General features: G+C 53.5%; 20 protein-coding genes. 5 read left to right on the top strand and 15 right to left on the bottom strand.

Going from position 1 to position 18570, the window contains the following annotated elements; genetic code table 11:
• Positions 1-36 precede the first annotated feature (36 nt).
• Positions 37-414, bottom strand: a complete 378-nt coding sequence (locus KNP76_RS04420; protein ID WP_214842982.1) for an Hpt domain-containing protein — start codon at positions 412-414, stop codon at positions 37-39.
• Positions 415-553: 139 nt separating this feature from the next.
• Here KNP76_RS04420 and KNP76_RS04415 point away from each other — a divergent pair, with 139 nt between their 5' ends.
• On the top strand, positions 554-1489 hold the full coding sequence (locus KNP76_RS04415; RefSeq protein WP_034806021.1) for a magnesium transporter CorA family protein: 936 nt from the start codon (positions 554-556) through the stop codon (positions 1487-1489).
• Between the two features lie 591 nt (positions 1490-2080).
• On the opposite strand, the gene KNP76_RS04410 is transcribed toward KNP76_RS04415, so the two are convergent.
• On the bottom strand, positions 2081-3193 hold the full coding sequence (locus tag KNP76_RS04410) for a PP2C family protein-serine/threonine phosphatase (RefSeq protein ID WP_214842980.1): 1113 nt from the start codon (positions 3191-3193) through the stop codon (positions 2081-2083).
• Between the two features lie 160 nt (positions 3194-3353).
• On the opposite strand from KNP76_RS04410, the gene ytzI reads away from it, so the two are divergent.
• Positions 3354-3533 carry a YtzI protein gene (ytzI, locus tag KNP76_RS04405; RefSeq protein ID WP_034806018.1) on the top strand — a complete coding sequence of 60 codons (180 nt, stop codon included), beginning with the start codon at positions 3354-3356 and terminating at the stop codon, positions 3531-3533.
• A gap of 14 nt (positions 3534-3547) precedes the next feature.
• Here ytzI and KNP76_RS04400 read toward each other — a convergent pair whose 3' ends face one another.
• Positions 3548-5680 (bottom strand): DNA topoisomerase III, encoded by a 2133-nt coding sequence (locus tag KNP76_RS04400; RefSeq protein ID WP_214842978.1) that lies wholly within the window; start codon positions 5678-5680, stop codon positions 3548-3550.
• Between the two features lie 124 nt (positions 5681-5804).
• Between KNP76_RS04400 and KNP76_RS04395 the strand changes: the two genes are divergently transcribed.
• Entirely contained in the window at positions 5805-6674 is an 870-nt protein-coding gene (locus KNP76_RS04395; RefSeq protein WP_214842976.1) for a DMT family transporter, read from the top strand.
• On the opposite strand, the gene KNP76_RS04390 is transcribed toward KNP76_RS04395, so the two are convergent.
• The 3 genes from KNP76_RS04390 to KNP76_RS04380 all read right to left on the bottom strand — a co-directional run bounded on the left by KNP76_RS04390 (position 6669) and on the right by KNP76_RS04380 (position 10326).
• Positions 6669-8048, bottom strand: a complete 1380-nt coding sequence (locus KNP76_RS04390) for an MATE family efflux transporter (RefSeq protein ID WP_214842974.1) — start codon at positions 8046-8048, stop codon at positions 6669-6671. The two genes, KNP76_RS04395 and KNP76_RS04390, sit on opposite strands and share 6 nt — an antisense overlap.
• An 81-nt stretch (positions 8049-8129) precedes the next feature.
• Positions 8130-9380 (bottom strand): peptidase U32 family protein, encoded by a 1251-nt coding sequence (locus tag KNP76_RS04385; protein WP_214842972.1) that lies wholly within the window; start codon positions 9378-9380, stop codon positions 8130-8132.
• A 10-nt stretch (positions 9381-9390) separates the two neighbouring features.
• Positions 9391-10326 (bottom strand): peptidase U32 family protein, encoded by a 936-nt coding sequence (locus KNP76_RS04380; RefSeq protein ID WP_371816155.1) that lies wholly within the window; start codon positions 10324-10326, stop codon positions 9391-9393.
• A gap of 111 nt (positions 10327-10437) precedes the next feature.
• On the opposite strand from KNP76_RS04380, the gene KNP76_RS04375 reads away from it, so the two are divergent.
• Positions 10438-11232, top strand: a complete 795-nt coding sequence (locus tag KNP76_RS04375; protein WP_214842970.1) for an SDR family NAD(P)-dependent oxidoreductase — start codon at positions 10438-10440, stop codon at positions 11230-11232.
• A 25-nt stretch (positions 11233-11257) separates the two neighbouring features.
• On the opposite strand, the gene KNP76_RS04370 is transcribed toward KNP76_RS04375, so the two are convergent.
• Genes KNP76_RS04370 through rnz form a run of 7 tightly spaced genes read right to left on the bottom strand, consistent with a single transcriptional unit; the run spans position 11258 to position 15919 of the window.
• Positions 11258-11596: a hypothetical protein gene (locus KNP76_RS04370; protein ID WP_156028832.1), complete on the bottom strand. Its 339-nt coding sequence runs from the start codon at positions 11594-11596 to the stop codon at positions 11258-11260.
• Between the two features lie 29 nt (positions 11597-11625).
• The gene (locus tag KNP76_RS04365; protein ID WP_214842968.1) at positions 11626-12171 is read right to left on the bottom strand and encodes a hypothetical protein; all 546 of its coding nucleotides are present in this window, start codon (positions 12169-12171) and stop codon (positions 11626-11628) included.
• Complete coding sequence (locus tag KNP76_RS04360) at positions 12144-13100, bottom strand: ATP-binding cassette domain-containing protein (RefSeq protein WP_214842966.1); 957 nt, start codon at positions 13098-13100, stop codon at positions 12144-12146. The genes KNP76_RS04365 and KNP76_RS04360 overlap by 28 nt, the downstream gene beginning before the upstream one ends.
• A complete protein-coding gene (locus tag KNP76_RS04355; protein WP_034806006.1) occupies positions 13063-13737 on the bottom strand; it encodes a hypothetical protein in 675 nt (224 codons plus the stop codon). The genes KNP76_RS04360 and KNP76_RS04355 overlap by 38 nt, the downstream gene beginning before the upstream one ends.
• Entirely contained in the window at positions 13715-14125 is a 411-nt protein-coding gene (locus tag KNP76_RS04350) for a DUF4430 domain-containing protein (RefSeq protein WP_034806005.1), read from the bottom strand. The genes KNP76_RS04355 and KNP76_RS04350 overlap by 23 nt, the downstream gene beginning before the upstream one ends.
• A complete protein-coding gene (locus KNP76_RS04345) occupies positions 14122-15012 on the bottom strand; it encodes a hypothetical protein (RefSeq protein ID WP_214842959.1) in 891 nt (296 codons plus the stop codon). Before KNP76_RS04345 ends, KNP76_RS04350 begins: the two co-directional genes overlap by 4 nt.
• Before the next feature lies 1 nt (position 15013).
• On the bottom strand, positions 15014-15919 hold the full coding sequence (gene rnz, locus KNP76_RS04340) for a ribonuclease Z (protein WP_034818138.1): 906 nt from the start codon (positions 15917-15919) through the stop codon (positions 15014-15016).
• A 74-nt stretch (positions 15920-15993) separates the two neighbouring features.
• Between rnz and KNP76_RS04335 the strand changes: the two genes are divergently transcribed.
• Positions 15994-16167 (top strand): hypothetical protein, encoded by a 174-nt coding sequence (locus KNP76_RS04335; RefSeq protein ID WP_167331260.1) that lies wholly within the window; start codon positions 15994-15996, stop codon positions 16165-16167.
• A gap of 48 nt (positions 16168-16215) precedes the next feature.
• Here the strand turns inward: KNP76_RS04335 and KNP76_RS04330 are convergent, their stop codons facing one another.
• Together KNP76_RS04330 and KNP76_RS04325 are read right to left on the bottom strand one after the other, a co-directional pair.
• Positions 16216-17343 (bottom strand): M20/M25/M40 family metallo-hydrolase, encoded by a 1128-nt coding sequence (locus KNP76_RS04330; RefSeq protein ID WP_034805998.1) that lies wholly within the window; start codon positions 17341-17343, stop codon positions 16216-16218.
• Positions 17344-17515: 172 nt separating this feature from the next.
• Positions 17516-18514: an aromatic acid exporter family protein gene (locus tag KNP76_RS04325; protein WP_034805996.1), complete on the bottom strand. Its 999-nt coding sequence runs from the start codon at positions 18512-18514 to the stop codon at positions 17516-17518.
• Between the last annotated feature and the right edge of the window lie 56 nt (positions 18515-18570).

The raw sequence follows: 18570 nt of genomic DNA, 5'->3' as shown, positions 1-18570 counted from the left end.
AAAGGGTCCCGCCAGGAATGGCGGGACCCTTATGATTTAATTGAATCGGTCGAAATGGTCATCCCATTCCACCGAAAATCGTTCCATTTGTTGTTCGATCGTATCGAGCACCGGATCTAAATCGTCCGAAACCTCCTCTTCCCCCGCTCGTTCGAGCGTGTGGAACTGTTCGGCCGTCTGTTCGAGACCGACCGAATACGATGCACCTTTTAACAGGTGGGCAAGTTGTTCGACTTGTTCGTGGTCCTCACGTTGGACCGCTTGCTTCAATTCAGGAAACTTGTCCTCAAACTGTTTCAAGTACGTTCGAGCGATTTTCGTTAGAAAATCTTTATTCCCGCCGGCAATTTGATGGAGCTCCGCCAACTTTTCTTCGTTAAACAGAGCATGCTTGGGCGTTTGTGACAACTCCATCCCTCCTTTGTCTAAATGTCAATCCATTCTTCCTCACTGTAGCACGTTTTCGCCAGAAAAGAAAAAATCTCCTTCTTTCCGATTGCGCTCCCCTAAACGCCTACCTATAATGAAGTTGAGCTAAGGTAGGAGGAGAACTATGCTAACGATTTACCGGACCGACGCGTCAGGACATGTCGACGAGATTGCAGACTTTGAAAAAGGCAGTTGGATTCAGCTCGTCAATCCGACGAAAGACGAGGCCGATCAAGTCATCGCCGCCTCCGGCATCCCGGAAGACTTCGTCTATGACCCGCTCGATATTGAAGAAAAACCACGGTTTGAAAAAGATGATGAAGGCCTCCTCATGATCATCGACGTACCGTACGTTGAAGAAGACGATACGGGAAGAGCCTACAACACGATCCCGCTCGGTATCATCGTGACCGGGAGACATTTCATTACCGTCTGTTCACGAGAACTTGACGTATTGAACTTGTTTTCGACCGGAAAAGCCCGCTTGTTCCGGACGAACTATCGCAGCCGATTCGTCTTTCAAATTCTGCACCGCGTCAGCATGACGTATTTGCGCTTTTTGCGTCAAATCGACCGGCGGATGGATGAACTCGAGCAAGAGTTGCAACGATCGATGCGAAACCAAGAAATTTTTCAATTGATGAACTTACAGAAATCTCTCGTCTACTTCATGACGTCCTTGAAGGCGAATGACAGTGTCCTCGACCGAATCGTCAAGACGCCGAGTCTCGAGAAGCATGAAGAGGACGAGGAGCTACTCGACGATGTGTTCGTCGAGCACCGTCAGGCGATGGAGATGGCGTCGATTTATAACGACATCATCAGCATCAAGATGGAAGCGTTCGGCTCAATCATTTCGAACAACGTCAACTTCGTCATGAAGTTCTTGGCGTCCATCACGATCGTCTTGAGCATCCCGACGATGATCTCTGGGATTTTCGGGATGAACGTCGAAGTGCCGTTCGAAGGACAAGAGATCGGCTTCGTCATCGCCATCACGCTCATGCTCGGATTCTCGAGCCTCGCATTCTACATCTTATGGCGGAAACGGTATTTTTAGACAGAAAGCAATCACTACGTGTGGTTGCTTAATTTGTTGACTAACATGACTAACATCGCTCGTCCTTCCGGCGCCCACGCTTTCCGCAGGCAATCCCGGAGCCGCATCGCGACTCGCGTCGCTGCTGGGTCTCCGTTGGATTGCTTTCCTGCAGGATTCGGGGCGCCTCGGACGAGCGACGCAAACGGTTGCCATTCGGTGGCCGTTTGTCTTTATCTTCGGCTTCGAATGCCGAAGATAAAGCCTCAATCTATTCGAGTCTGAGAATGTGATAAAGGTGACTGGCCCGACTTGCTACATGACATCGGCCGGAATCAACAGGTCATAGAGGACCACATACAGGCTCAGTTTCATGTTCGGTAGGTTGGACAGCAGCGAGATCGTCTCCATGTTGGCTGGTTACAGCCAGCATCGTCCGGAATGACGCGCCACCCTAGGGCACACCGACTAGCGAATCAGCGAGACCGAGCAGCGTTTCGCGATACGGCTCGACGCCCGCCGACACGAAAGCGGCGTGCCGGACAGGGCGGCTGAAGCAAGGAAAACAAAGGAGCGTCATCCCTTCCGGAATGACGCTCCTTTTCGATCACCTTACATGAGTTTGACCGTGACGAGACAAAGGTCATCTTCAATCTCGATTTTCGGAACGAGACGTTCGGCGACGTGGTCGGCATAGCCGACACCGTATGTGGCGATGTCTTTCTCGAGCCAACGGATGCCATCGTCGATGTCTTTACTGTAGCACTCCATCAATCCGTCTGTGTACATATGCAAGACCATCCCCGACTGCATCTCAATCTCTTTCGCCTCATAGTTCGGTTCTACGAACATGCCGACCGGCACCCCGGTCGTCTCCAGGTGACAGACGCCTTCATCTGACGTGACGATGACCGGCGGATGGCCCGCGTTGACGTATTCGATTCGGCGGTTCGTCGTATCGATGTAACAGTAGACGGCTGTGAAGTAACTTTGCATGTCGTCCCCAGAGAACAAGAAAGTCATCTGTCGGTTCAATTCGCTCATGACGTCAACCGGGTACTGGACGTTCCCGACGAGCCCTGGCAAAATCGAACGGATGCCCATCGTGATGAGCGCCGAGGAGACGCCGTGCCCCATGACGTCGAAGATGATGACGCCATAGCGGTCCGGGGCGACTTGGAACCAAGCGTACATATCGCCCGCCAATTTTTTAGACGGTAAATAGAGCGCGCGCACATCAATCTCACCATTGCTGATTGGCGGCGTCAACGCGCTTTGTTGAATCTTTTGCGCCAAGTCGAGGTCGTACTGCAGTCGCGCCTCATATTTTTTTCGTTCATCGACGGCTGCCTTGTAGCGCAAAGCCGAACGAATCCGGGCAAGCAATTCCGTAATTTTAATCGGCTTCGTCGTATAGTCCGACGCTTCGGCGTCGAGTCCTTCGGCAATTTGTTTTTCTTCTGTTCGCCCCGACACCATGATCACCGGCAGTTCTTCGTACCCGGCCATCTGACGAATTCGCTTACACGTCTCGATACCTGAAATACCGGGCATCTCGACATCGAGTAAGACAAGGTCATACAGTGACGGTGCCTGCGGATCCATGAGGAGCTCGAGCGCAGCTTCACCGCTTGAGACAGCGATTGTCTCGTAATTGTGTTGATGCAATAATTGTTCGAGAACCATCGTGTTGACCGGTTCATCATCCACAATCATAATCGCCATCATCATCCCTACCTTCTCAGTCAATGTTCATCTAAGAGTTATTGTATCATATTTATTCGGCGGTCCGCCCATTTCAAACTTGTGACAGTTCGTCGGGTTCAAGCGTGGAGAAATGATGCAGAGTTTGGCATACTAGAATTATGAAAGCGAGGGATGCCGGATGGGATGGATATTCGCCGTGAGCGGCTTGATTATCTTGCTCGTCTTAATCGCCTCTGTCGTTGTCATCCAAAAAGGATACGCTTATAAAGATAACAAGGATGACATCGTCCTCGATTATGACGAGATCAATCGCCGCATTTTAGAAAAAGAGCAAGAAGAGAAACAAGACCGCCCATGAGGACGGTCTTGTTTTCATTTGAACTCGAATCGAAGCGCCCCATCCTCGAGATAAAGGGCGGCATTGAACGTCTTTTCCCCTTTCGTAAACGTATGAACGTTCGACTGGCCCCCACCGATCATCTGCTTCAACTCGTCTTTCGAGATACCGACTCCGAGCACTTGCTTCGACATCGTGAATTTGCAGCCGTCTCGAAAACCGCTGCACCCGATGAATTTCGGATGCTCGACGAGTGCTTTCCCGCAACTCGGGCATACGCCGAACGACGGTTTTGGACGACTCGAGCCCGGGCCTTTACGCGAACCGCGTCTCGGTTCAATCGTATAGCCTTCCGGGTTGGCTGATCCGACTCGATTTTTCGCCTCATCGACGAGATGGATAGACATCTTCTTCGCTTGATCGATGAACTCGGCGGCAGAGGCCGCGCCTTGACCGATTTCATGAAGTCGCTTCTCCCATTTCGCTGTCATCGCCGGGGAAGCAAGGATGCTGTCTCCGAGGACGTCGATGAGCAGTCGCCCTTTGTCCGTCGGGACGAGCTCTTTCTTTTGAAGCATGACGTACCCGCGCTTTTTCAACCCGTCGATGATGTTCGCTCGAGTCGCTTCCGTCCCGAGCCCTTCGACCTCTTTCATGATATGAATCAACTCATCATCGTCTAGCTGGCGGCCGGCGACTTTCATCGCCAAGATGAGTGCCCCTTCCGTGTACCGTTTCGGTGGTTCGGTCTGCTTTGACAGTACTTCGACTTTTCGTTCAGCGAGCACCTCTCCTTTTTCAAGGGCAGGCAGTTCGACGTCTTTTGATTTCATCTCGACGACTTGACGATACCCCGGACTGACGACGACCGTCCCTTTTGCCCGGTACAAATCGTTCCCGTCCATTAAATCGACCGTCGTCTTCTCGAGCTTTGCCGGTTTGGCGAACGCGGCGAGGAATCGTCGGTTGATTAAATCGTAAAGCTTCGCCTCGTCCCCGCTCAACCGCATCACGTCCCCGCACGCCTCCGTCGGAATGATCGCATAGTGGTCACTCACTTTTTTCGCGTTGACGTAACGTTTATTGGACGCCGGATTCTCGGTCAAGAAAGGCGCGAGCTCGGCATAAGCCGAAGACTTCAACAGACGGGCCTTCGTCACCGGGAAGAGCGTCGCCTCGTCTGGCGTCACGAATCCGGAGTCCGTCCGCGGATAGCTGATCCAACCTTTTGTGTACAACTTTTGGGCCACATCGAGCGTCTTTTTTGCACCGAACCCGAATCGTTTCCCAGCCTCGGCTTGCAAGCCGGACAAACTGAACCAAAACGGCGGTTGTTCGATTTTCTCTTCCGTATCAATCGATTGGACGACCGCTTGACCGGAAGCGCGTTTGACGACGTCGTCCGCTTCTTGCCGGGTCTTCAATTTCGTTGTCTTCCCGACCGTATATTTTGCTTTGAAGGTCGCCCGTGATTTTTGAAGCGTCGCCTCGACCTCAAAATACGGTTCTGGGACGAACTGTTTTATTTCACGTTCCCGCTCGACGATGAGTGCGAGGGTTGGCGTCTGCACGCGGCCGAGCGAAAAGACGTCTTCAATCCCGATCGTCTTCAGTAACGTCGTATATGCACGCGAAGCGTTCATCCCGACAAGCCAATCGGCACAGGCCCGGCTCATCGCCTCGTGATAGTACGGGACCGTCTCTTCTCCTGGTAGCAAGTTCGCGAAGCCACGGTCGACCGCCTGTTCCGTCAAACTGGAAATCCAAAGGCGCGTGAGCGGCTTCTTATTCCCGGCCAACCGCAAGATGAGCCGGACGATCGCCTCACCTTCGCGTTCGGCATCCGAGGCGATGATGATGTCCGTGATCGACTTGTCATGGAGCCATCGTTTGATCGTCTGGAACGGCTTTGACTTCCCTTTCGAAATGCGATAGTCGAACCGGTCCGGCACGATCGGGAGCGCCTCGTACTTCCATGACTTCCATTCCGGTCGGTAATAGGCCGGCTCTTGCAACTCGCACAGGTGCCCGACCGCCCAAACGACTATCGCCCCTTCCGGGAAACGGGCACACGGCGAGATTTCAATCTCTTCTTTCCGTTTTTTTGACGGATATGGGGCCGCAAGCTTTTGTGCTTGCGATGGTTTCTCGGCAATGATTAGTCTCATATCGTTCCTTTCCTCTGTGACGCGACTACAATTGTTTGCGTCACGATTCGAGTTTATGTTGGTCGCTCTGTCATTTTACTATATCATTAGGAGGATTACATACATACAAAAGGAGGGCCATCGATTGTCTTATCTGATTCTTTTTGCTGCCGTCTTTTTCTTATCAACGAGCGTCCTCTTCGTCAAATGGACGTCCGCACCAGCCGAGACGGCCGCATTTTATCGCATGTTGTTCTCGAGCCTGATGCTGTTGCCGTTTCTCGATTATCGGTCGCTCGTCTCCTTGCGGACGAACACCCGCTATGCGATCGGGCTGAGCGGCGTCTTGCTCGCCTTCCATTTCTGGTTATGGTTCTTATCGCTCGACTATACGACCGTCGCGAGCTCGACACTATTCGTCACGTCGAGTCCGATTTTTGTGTTAATCGGGAACGCCGTGTTCTTCAAAAAACGACCGACACCGAAAGGACTCACGTTCGCCCTCGTCGCCGTTCTCGGCGGCATGCTCGTCGCGGCCGGTGATTTCCAGCTCGGTCGGGACGCACTCATCGGGGACGCGCTCGCTTTAGCGGCCGCTATCTTGATTGCCGGCTATTGGCTCGTCGGACAACACGTCCGGACGGAGATGAAGACGAACGACTATTCGTTTAGCGTCTATATCGTCGCGACAATCGTGCTCGGCTTCATGCTGCTCGTTCGCGATACGACGTTCGCCGCCTTTGAGACGGTCAACTGGTGGTATTTCATCGCCCTCGCCTTCTTCCCGACGCTACTCGGGCATAACTTATTCAATTATGCGCTTGCCCGTGTGAGTGCCACTGTCGTCAGCATCACCATTCTCGGAGAAGCGCTCTGGGGCATGTTGTTCGGCTTCTTCTTTTTCGAGGAACGGCTCGGCCCGTTCCAGCTGATTGGGGCAGCCGTCTTACTCGGCGGGATATACTTGTTCTTAAAAGAAGACGCCCGCTCTGTAAGAGCGGACGTCGCTTCATAAGTTGGTCGCTTGTTTGACTTCCTCTTCTGCCGGGCGGAATAACAGCTTCCGATCCCAGACGGCCATGCCGACCGCTGTCAAAAACGTCAGCGCGTCGGCAATCGGAAACGCGAGCCATACGCCGAACACGCCAAGGTAAGACGGCAAGATAAACACGAGCGGGATTGTGTAAAGCGTCTGACGCGAGAGCGATAAAAACATCGCCACCCGTGCCTTGCCGAGCGATTGATAGATGCCGTTGATGAGCATTTGGACGCTCGGTAAAAACGACGCGGCGAACAGGACATGAATCGCCGTGACCCCTCCGGCGATGAGTGCGGTATCGTTCGTGAACATGCGCATGAGCGGGTTCGGGAACAGCTGAAGTGTCAGCCAAATCAACACGGCGATCGCGAGGCCGGCCCGAAGCGCCGTCCAAATCGTCTCGCGCATTCGTTCGAACTGGCGCGCGCCAAAATTATAGCCGACAATCGGTTGCATCCCTTGCACGATGCCCATGATCGGCATGCCGACGAGTGCCATGAACTTGTTGATGATGGCGAAAATGGCCAACTCTTCTGTCCCGCCGTACGTCCCGAGCATGACGTTGACACAAACGAATAAAATCGATTGGGACACCATCATGATGAACGACGAGGATCCAATCGCCATAATTTCTTTCAACTCGCCGAAACGAAGCCGAAACTTCCGCCATTGGAAGTCGAGCGCCGTTCGGCGTTTTTTTGAGAAGAAAAAGCGTAGCATGAGAATCGAACCGACGACTTGCGCAAGCGCGGTCGACCAGGCCGCCCCGTAAATGCCCCAACCGAACGTGAAGATGAAGAGCGGGGTCGTCACCAAATTCACGACGACCGTCGTGAGCATGACTTTCATCTGGTACGGGGCTTGCCCTTCAGCTCGAACCATCGCACTTGCGGCGAGGGTGAACATGAAGAACGGCGAACTGATCAGTACGACCGATAAGTATTGTTGACTCAGTTCCATAATGGCCGTCGTCGCCCCGAAGACGGTCAAAATCGAATCGAGCATAAAGAAGGCCGAACTAACGGCAAAGGCGGCGAACACCCCAACGAGGACGAGCACGTTCAAAAACGTCACGGCCGCACCGGCGTCATCTCCTTCTCCGAGTTTCCGTGAACTGATGGATGCGCCCCCTAATCCGACCGCACTCGAGACGGCCATGAGAATCATTTGAATCGGAAAAGCAATCCCAATCGCCGCAACCGCTGACGCCCCGATGCCACGCGCGACAAAGATCGTATCGATGATATTATAGAGCGCCGTGACGAGCATCCCAATCATCGCTGGGAGCGACAGTTTGAACAATAGTCGCGCAATCGGCTCTGTCCGGAGTTGCTCCGTATTTTGATTCATCCTTCCATCCCCTCCATCTCTTATGGTAATAGGGTAGCAAGATTGAACGGAACGGTCGACTATGTTGTCTTGTGCGATGTGTCACGTTTTGAGAGGGACGGCTTCCTTCGCCATGACTTTTCGCTTCCGCATGATAAAGTCAACATCGACTGGATGATCGACGACGATACGGACGGTCATCATCGCTTGATGTGCCGTCTCGATTCGGTTACCTTCTACGTCCCACATGTCTTCAATCCGCTGCGTGAAGCGCGTAAAACCAGGTCCGAAGAACTCGACCTCTTCGCCACATCGGAAGTGATTCCGTTGTTCGAGCGTGGCCGTCTTTGATGCTTCGTCGTACGCGATGACGCGCGCCGCGAACGCATACTGCGGGATGGCCCGACGCTGTCCGAACAGTTGCTCTTTCTCCGTCGGTATTCCATAGTAAAACCCGGTCGCAAGTTCACGTTGCGCCGCCTTCCAAATCTCTTCTTCCCACGCCGGGTCGAACACGAACGTATCCGGATTGTCACAGTACGCGTCAATCACTTGTCGATACACGTTACAGACGGTTGCCACGTAATGAATCGACTTCATCCGTCCTTCCACTTTTAAACTATCAACGCCCGCCTCGACCAAGTCCGGAATGTGACGAACCATCGATAAATCAACCGAGCTCATCGAGAACGGTTCCTCGTCTCGGGCTTCCATGGCCGGGGTCAAAAGTCCATCGGCTTCAAAAAACCCATATTTCCACCGACAAGACTGCGCACAGCCGCCTCGGTTCGCGTCTCGGAGCGCCATATGGTTCGAGAGCGTACATCGACCGGAATACGAGATGCACATCGCCCCGTGAACGAACGTCTCAATCTCGACGTCCACGTGTCGCTTCATTTCCCTGATTTCTTCCATCGACACTTCACGTGCGAGCACAATCCGTTCCAACCCTTCCTCTTTCCAGAATCGAAGCGTCTCATAGTTCGTCGCCGAGGCTTGTGTCGACAAGTGGACCGGAAGCCCAGGTGCTTCCGAGAGACAGACCTCAATCATCGCTGGATCGGAGACGATGACGGCATCAATCCCGATGTCACGTAACGTCGTGAAGAACGTGCCCGCCCCTTCGATATCGCCTTCGTGCGTAACCATGTTGGCGGCCACGTACACTTTCGCCGCATGCGCATGGGCGAACGCAATGCCTTCTTGCATTTCCTCATAGCTGAAGTTGCCGGCGCGAGAGCGTAAACCGAACTGTTGCCCGCCGATATAGACCGCATCCGCGCCGTATCGAATCGCCATCTTCAATTTCTCCAAGTTTCCTGCCGGTGCCAATAACTCTGGTCGTTTTCTCATCATCGTTCCCTCACTTGATCTCTTCTGGATTTCGTAACAGTAATCCGGTCCCGAGCCGGAACGGTTCAGGTTGGAGTTCGGCTAACCGCCGCTCCATCTCGATTCGGTCAAACTTGGCGTTCAACAAATGCGAGCGGGCCTGACTAAACAAGGCGACGATTTCTACGAACCGCTCCCCGGCATGCCACCCGTCGAGTTTCCACGTATGAAGCTCGTTTCGGAACAGTTCGGGCAGTTGGGCCATTAACGTCAAATCTTCTGAAAAGACGTGGGTGCCGTTCGCATCTTCGTAAATCGGATAACGGCTCGTTTCATCATTCGGTTCGCTTATATAATATTCACGCATCTCCCCCGACTCGTTTCGTCCTAACTCGTTGAAGTAGTTCGTTACGAGTGGACGTTTAGAATGGTGGATACATGTCGGACCGTATACTTGTACCTCAATCGGCAGACCAAGTTGACGCTGAATCTGATTAAGTTCGGTCAACGTCACTTCACGGGCGACGACGGCACCAATCGCTTCCCGCTTCGCCCAAAATTGAATCTGCCGGGCCGACGTGACGAGCGTTTGAGCGTCGTACCAATAGGGGATATTGGCTTTACGGATTAATGAAATCGCACCAGGGTCGCCGGCCGTCACACTGTCGACCCCAATCGTTTTTAACGCGCTCAAATAGTCCGGTAATGACACGATTTGATCGTTGTGCATCAAGTTGTTCACGGCGACCGTGACTTCTTTTCCATAGCGATGTGCAAGCGCTGTGACTTCTCTCACAGCCGAGAGCGACCAGTCACCTTTGTGACGCAATCCATACGTCGATTCTCCGACGATGAGACGGTCTGCCCCCGCTAACATAAGTGCTTCTGCTTGCGCGACGCTTTGCGCCGTCGCGATTAACTGAATCATCATCTCATTCTCTTCTCCTGACTTTGTGAGTCTAATCACATATTCTTGCTATACTCTAGCATACGTTTCGATATGCGAGCGAGGCAGGAATTTAACATCTCGTGAAGAAATGAGTAACAATGTATGACTTTTCTAAAGGAGTGAACCACTTTGTCCAAAACAGCTTTAATCACTGGAGCCTCGACCGGCATCGGTCTCGACCTCGCCGTATTGGCTGCCCGCGATGGGTATGATTGCATCCTCGTGTCACGAAACGAGCCCCGCCTACATGAATTGAAGAAAGTGCTCGAAAAGCGATACCGGGTGAACGTCCACGTCTTCGCACTCGATTTGTCGGAACATCAGGCTGCGAAGCGACTGACCCACGCCATCGAAGAAGCCGGGTTGACGGTCGACTTTCTCATCAACAATGCCGGGTTCGGCACGGCCGGGGAGTTCATCGACTTGGATGCAGAGACCGAAGCCGAAGAAGTCCGCCTGAACGTCAACGCCTTGACGGAATTGACGAAGGCCTATTTGCCAGACATGGTCCGCCGCAATCACGGTCATGTGTTAAATGTCGCCTCCGTCGCAGCGTTCCAGCCTGGTCCATACATGGCGGTCTATTATGCGACGAAAGCGTATGTGCTCTCCCTCACCGAAGCGCTCCATGCCGAAGTGAAAGGCACCGGTGTTCACGTCAGCGTCCTCTGTCCGGGTCCGACCGACACAGGCTTCTTCAATCGAGCCGGCAGCGAGATGATGGTATCGAAAATGCCATCGCACCTTGTCGCTTTCATCGGATACAAAGGGGTCATGAACAATAAACGTGTCATCGTGCCAGGGCTATCGAACCAATTGCTCGTCGGCGCGGCGAAACTAATGCCACGCGCCGTCAGCCTCGAAATTTTACGACGTTTCCAAAAACCGACCGACGCGGCAGTGGAACAAGTTCCGAACGCATAGAAAAACCGTAAAGCGCTGCGGCGCTTTACGGTTTTTTACGTGTCGGCCAATCGACGACGTGGAACAGGCGCTTGATGAGGACGACTGCAGGAATGAGGAGCATCAGCCCGGTCACAGCCACGCTCGTGACAGCGAGGATGGAAGCGGTCGATGCTTCCCGTGACATGATCGCTTGAACCAAGTCGATGGACTGGATGGACAAGACGATCATGAGTGCCGGCCAGACACTCGCGGCGAGCACCCCGACCATCGCATAACGCGTCCGGACGTAGCGGCGAAGAATGAAAAAGATATGAAGTCCGATGAAGAACAATCCGATGAAGAGGAACATGCCAAATTCATAGACGTTGATATAATCACTCACGATGCATCACCTCACTCTTTCCATAACATTTACCCTTCGTCCTGGACAAATATGCGAACAAACAGATCTCGCAAGACGAGCAAGAAGAAAACGTTACCGACGCCATGGGCCAAGTCGAACGGTACGCTCAAGATGAGCAAATTCACGAATTCACTGCCAATCACCTCGGCGTAAGCGACGTTCGTCGTCCATCCGAACAGAAAGCCCGCCGCTAGACCAGTGAGACCGAGCAAGAGTCTCGACTTCATAAGTATTCGCCGAAGCGCGACCACCGTCGTCACGACGACGAGCCACCCTAGAAACTGATACAAGACGAACGGACCGAGTCCGAGCAACAGTCCGGATAAAACCGGGACGAACAAGGCGAGCATCGCGGCACTCGTCCACCCAAAATACAGTGCGGTCAACATGATGATTGCCGTCGTCGGCTGGACGTTCGGAATGGCGACGAACAGCCAACGACCGATGACGGCCACGGCGAGCAGCTGGGTCAACACGGCCAATGGGGTTGTCGTCCGTTCGAACCGGGACATTAACCCGTACGCCATCACAGCGCCGACGAGGAATGTGACCATACGAGACTCCGTTCCATGAATGCTTCTTTTGTTCCATCGAAGACGATGGTGCCATTCGATAGCGACACGACTCGATCGGCATGCTCGAGAAGGACGGGATCGTGAGACGCGCAGACAAGCTGAGCGGTCTGTCGCTTTTCAAGGAGCGCCCGACAAAAATGCCGCCGCTCTTCATCTGTCAGACCGACAGTCGGTTCGTCGAGCAAGACGACCGGGAGATCCGCGACGAGAACGGCCGCCAGCTGGGCGACCCGACGGTTCGACGCCTCTGGGAATGGACCGTATTCTTCCTCGGCCGGTAAATAAAGCGGGCGTCCCACTCGCTTGATTTTCCCTTGAAGCGGGCGAATGCTTTTCGCTAGCAGCTCGAGTAGTGTCGACTTTCCACTCCCGTTCGTTCCAATCAAAACGGTCAAGCCGGGCGTGTCCGCTGTGAACGTCGCATGTTCGACGGCATACGCAGGTTGCAGCGGATGACGGTAAGACACGTCACGAGCCGAAATCTCGACTTCCCCAATTGAAGGGGCTACTGAGAAGGCGGATGCGGCACCGGCCTCACGCGCGCGCTCCGTATACGCCACTTTGACGCCGAGTTGGGTGAGACGTTCCAATAACATCGTCAAGTGCTCGCGACGATAGCGGTCAAGATAGCGGAACGGCTCATTCAACACGAGCGCCTGAGGCCGTCTCATGAGCGCATGGGCGATTCGGACGAGTTGGCGTTCGCCGCTCGAGCATTCATCGAACCGCTTGTAGAGCAAGTGATCGATTTGCAAGATGGCGACGACCTCGGACCCATATAACGGGTCCTCCTCGATGAGCAAGGAGGCGACCCTGCCAGCGAGCGGTGAATCGAGTTTGACAGGCGTCGCGCCATTGGTGGTCACCCACTCATCGACTCGTCCCTGTCCGGAAGATAACCATTCCATCGCGTAGCCCTCCTTTCGTTAAATACGGATACAGTAACCAAATGACTGGCCACCCTAAATAAATCGCTATGAAACAAATCCCCATGACAATCAGATGGGTGACGTCATGCAAGCCGAGGCGTCGCAGCCGCGCCTTCGCGTATACGGGCTCATCGCGTTGGCTCTCAATCCCTACGACCACCGCCTCCTGCCAGTCTTGACGCGCATGACTCTTCAAGGACAGACGCACGGCCCGTTCCATCGAAGGAATGAGCGCCCATCCGCCGTAAAGAAGTTTCGTCGACCGCGGCCAACGCTCGAGTAAAGGCAACAGCCGATCAAGCTTTAGGAAACGACTGACCCAGACCATCCCGAACAAGAACGTCGCCAATTGGACGAGTTGACGCGTAACCCGCGCCGTCGAAACGTCCCATCCAATCAAGACGGGGGAAAACGAGATGAGCGTGAACGCGATGAGCACACCGGTCATCGCCAGCGGAAACCGGCGCTCGATGAGGAGCAGACCGACCAAGCCGAATAAGAGCCAAAGCGATCCGTTCAAATGGACGATGACGTACAGATGCGCCAAAAGAAAGAAAAGGAGCGTGACCGGATGTCTTCGCTCCCAATCCGCCTCATTCGAAGAAAGAAATCGCATCTTCTTCAAAACGCCATTGAATGATATCGGTCGACTCGACTTCTTTCGCTCCGGCACCTTCATCGCCCGGGCTACCGTTGAATGCATACACCCAACCTGATGATTGCCCTTCTGACTTTTCCTCGATGCCATCGATTCCGGTGACGTATGTCATCTCTCCGTCGCCTACCGATTCAATCTCTAGTTCCGTCGCTTTGAGCGCATCCATGACCGTCGCCCCTTCATCGAGACAGACGCTCTTCTCATGGAAGAGCGTCTCTTCCGTCGCCGCGTTGTATACAGAGATGGTCGGTTCGACGGCGCATCCGTCGCTTGCCTCTTCGGTCCCAGTCCCGGCACAAGCCGTGAGCATTGGGACGAGTAAGCCTAACAGGAGTAATCGTTTCATTGGTCAGTCAAATCCTCTCGTTGGTGAATGGAATAGTTGTATAAAATAATATAACGCTCTCCGGTGCTCCTTCCTTCTCGGGTGAGCCCCGACAGTTGGATGCTGTTGGCAAGCACCGGGTCACGTTGGAGCCAAAACTTGACGACGCGGCCTTCCCGGTTAATCATGAACATCGCCTCGTTTTCATACGTATACATGTCGTACAGCCCGTCGAAAGCGAGCTGGACGAGCGGCGCGTTCACTTGGTCCACGAAGTCTTGCCACTCCGTATCCCCGACCGCATTTAACACGCGATCAAAGTCGACGAGTTTTTCGAAAAAAGCACGCCCTGAATCTTTGTTCAACTCATCGACTTGCCGGTAAGACAATTCGCCCGATTCGTCGTAGGTGATGCGAATCTGTTGGAACGAATTGCTACGTTCGACGAGGAGCAAGTACTCGAGTGACTGCAAGTCGCCGTCCCGGGTGAACACCATTTTGCTGCGGTCGAGCTTAATCCCTTCCGCGTTGACCCGACGCAAGATGTGGTTCGTCATCTGGTCAAACGAATCATCTTGAATCGAGACGGCCCCGATTTGTTGCGACTCGGCCCGAAACTCAGATTGGTCGAACAGCGGGACGAACAACAGCACGATAAAGAAAAAGAAGCCGACGAGTGCCCCGTACCATTTGTAACGGCTGTTCCGTTTCGGGAAAAACAAGAAAGATAACAAAAAACCGATTGGAATATGGAATCCGCCGATTGGGAACGAGACGATTCCGAGCAATGAGTAGAACAAGAACTTTAAGAAGAAGCGCGGTTCCGGTTCTTTCAGCTGGTTCAAGCGCAAGCCGAGCAACACGCTGATGACGAGAAACCCTAGCCACACGTAAAGTTGAATAGTCACATCAATCCCCCACTATGATTTCATCAAAGTCGGACGCGACGTGGCTATTGCCGAACGCCGTGACGACTTCCGCCTTAAACTCCGACTCCCGTCCTTGATAGCGTGCCGAGATATGTGTCACGATCAATTGACCGACACGACACGTCTTCGCGAGCGCTGCCGCCTCGACCGTCGTCGAATGACCGTATTGTCGGGCGAGTTTTGCCTCGGCCTCCATGAACGTCGCCTCATGGACGAGCACATCTGCGTCCCGGGCGAGCCGCTCCGCATTCTCACAAGGCACCGTGTCCCCAAGAATCGCGATGACGGGCCCGGTGACTGGCTCTGTGACGTATTCTTTAGACGCGTATGTTTTCCCTTCAAACTCGAACGTCTCAACCTGCTTGATTTGACCGTAAATCGGCCCGTTCGGGATGCCGAGCGCCTTCACTTTGTCGACGAGGAGCGTCCCTGGGCGAATCGGCGCCTCAATCCGGAACCCGTACGACGGAAAACGGTGTTCGAGCTTTTTCACCGTGACGCGATGACCGTCCTGGAGAAATTCGTCTCCATCCCTATACTCGACGATGGTCAACGGATACCCTAGATATGACCCCGTCACGTTCAGCGTCATCTCGAGCCATTTCTTAATCCCTTTCGGCCCATAAAGCGTGAGCGGGTCCGTCCCCGCGAGCGCCGAGCGCGTCGATAAAAAACCCGGCAAGCCGAAGACGTGGTCGCCATGGAGATGGGTGATAAAGACAGCAGACACTTTCCTTGGCTTCAATGACGTATGGAGGATTTGATGCTGTGTCGCTTCGCCGCAATCGAACAACCACGTCTGTTTCGGTAATGTCAAACCGAGCCCGGACACGTTCCGTTGTTTCGAAGGCATCCCTGACCCAGTTCCTAAAAAATGTAACTTCATAAATAATTTTGTCCTTTCTTGTACACCGTTCCATGCTATACTTAACGTAATCGTTGAAAAGGATGTGATCCGTGATGAAAACAGTTGACCATTCCGACACTGTCTATCAAGTGATTCGGGAACGAGCGACTTTGTTGAATCGCAAACATCAACAAGAAGAAGGCACCTCAATCCGCATTCACGACATAGCACTAGAACTTCACTGTACCGATGAACTTATTCTCGAGTCGCTGGAGTTCGCCGCATAATTGCACGAACACATACGAAGAGCCGACGTCATGTCGGCTCTTTTTTGGTTACTTGTTCGGTGTGGCGACGTGCTTGACGATTTCGACGACGTACTCGACGATTTTATACAGTTCTGTGAGCGGCATCCGCTCGTTCGTCGTATGAATCTCTTCATAGCCGACGCCAAGGTTGACCGTCGGAATGCCGCCTCCCGCGATGACGTTCGCATCGGATCCACCGCCCGAGTGAAGGATGCGCGTCGGACGGCCGATTGAAGCAGCCGCCGCTTTCGCGATTTCGACGACCTCGTCACCTTCTTCGAACTTGAAGCCAGGGTACATGATGTCGATGTCGACTTCCGCACGTCCACCTAGAGTGGCCGCTGTCTCAAGATACGCTTGCTTCATCGCGTCCGCTTGTGCTTCCATCTTCTCCTGGATGAGCGAACGCGCCTCCGCGAACACCTCGACGTAATCACAGACGATGTTCGTCGCTCGACCGCCTTCGAACCGTCCGATGTTTGCCGTCGTCTCTTCATCAATCCGCCCGAGCGGCATCTTCGCAATCGCCTTCGCTGCGATTTGGATGGCCGACACCCCTTTCTCAGGTGCGACGCCGGCATGAGCCGTCTTCCCGTAAATCCGTGCGTTCACTTTCGCCTGTGTCGGCGCGGCGACGATGATGTCCCCGACCGGGCCGTCCGAGTCGAGCGCGAAACCGAACTTGGCTTCGATTTTAGACAAATCGAGCACTTTCGCCCCGACAAGGCCCGACTCTTCGCCGACCGTGATGACGAACTGGATTTGACCGTGCGGAATCGCTTCCTCTTTCAACACGCGCACGAGCTCAATCATCGCCGTGAGGCCGGTCTTATCGTCCGCCCCGAGGATCGTCGTCCCGTCCGTGATGACGTAGCCGTCTTTGATACTCGTCTTGATGCCTTTACCAGGCGTGACCGTATCCATATGCGCCGTGAAATAAATCGGGTCGACACCTTCTTTCGTAGCCGGAACGGTTATGATCAAGTTGTTCCCCGCATGATCTGTCTTCGTCGATGCGTCATCCTCATAGACGTCACAGCCGAGTTCAGTGAACACCGCTTTCAAGTGCTCACAGATGACCGCTTCTTCTTTCGTTTCTGAATCGATGCCGACAAGTCCTAAAAACGTGTCGAGCACGCGTGTCTCGTTTACCATAAAAACCATCCCTCCATCCAAACATTTCTAGGTCATTATACCAAACTCATGACGATTGCACGAACGTTTTCCATTCTGTACAATGGGGTCAAACGTGTAATGGAGGAACGACATGAAAAATAAACAAAAGAAACGACAGCGCATCATTCAAATCGGCGTTGTCGTCATCGTATCAATCTTTTTGCTCAGCACGGTGCTCTCGAGCATGGCCATGTTCTTTTAACAGCAGAATGTAGCGCTCTTTTAAAATCAAGTAGCTCTTCACATCCGACAAGATATTGAGCAGCGACGAACGTACCTCGAATTCCTCACGTGACGTGGGGAGGGGTACGTTTTTTCGGTAGTGGTCGATCGTCGCATCGAGCTCACGGAGGAACGCCGACGCGTCGGCCCGCTCATTCACATTGTCCCCGACAAGGCGGAGGAACGTCGCGACCGGTTTTGCCTCATCGACGACGAGCGTGATCTCACGGGCGTTGTCGACGATTCGTTTCAAGATGTCATACTGGCGCTCGCGCATCCGGAAGTAGAGGTAATCCATATCCTCGTTCCGTTTCCCGATCGAATTCCCCATCCGGCGAAGCGCGAGGTCTTTTCCTTGCTTCAAATAATCGCGCGTCTTCAAGAGCATCATGGCGTGGTCGTTATAGATACCTGTCTCGACACAAGCCGCGATGTCATAAAAATACACGGCGAGCGCCCGGTCGATATTGTCTTTGATGCGTTCAATCTCCCGGTCGAGTGCCGGCATGTACATGTTGACGATGAGCCCGACACCGACACCGATCGCAATCAACAGTAATTCGTTCATGAACAACTCGATCGTGAATCGACCTTCTGTATACAGATGCGTCAAGATGACGACACTCGTGATCATCCCGTCCTGCAGTTTGAGCTGTTGTACGAGCGGGATAAACATGACAAAATATAACGTAAGCGTGGCCGGTGAGTAGCCGAGGAGCGTGAACATGAGCGCACCCATGCCGATGGCGATCAAACTCGCCATGACCCGTTCATACGAGGCACGGAAGGATTTCTTCCTCGTCTCTTGAATACTGAGAATGGCGATGATGGCTGCGAACACATAGTAATCCAAATGAATCGTCTCAGCGATGAGCATCGCGATCCCGGCGGCGACGGCCGTCTTCAGCGTACGTGACCCGATTTTCATCGAACCCCCCCTTTCTCATACAAAATTGTTCACTAGTTTCGCGTGTTTGGCAATCC

This window comes from Exiguobacterium sp. s150, assembly GCF_018618435.1.
Classification (GTDB): domain Bacteria; phylum Bacillota; class Bacilli; order Exiguobacteriales; family Exiguobacteriaceae; genus Exiguobacterium; species Exiguobacterium alkaliphilum.
This window is presented reverse-complemented; position numbering and strand designations above follow the sequence as displayed.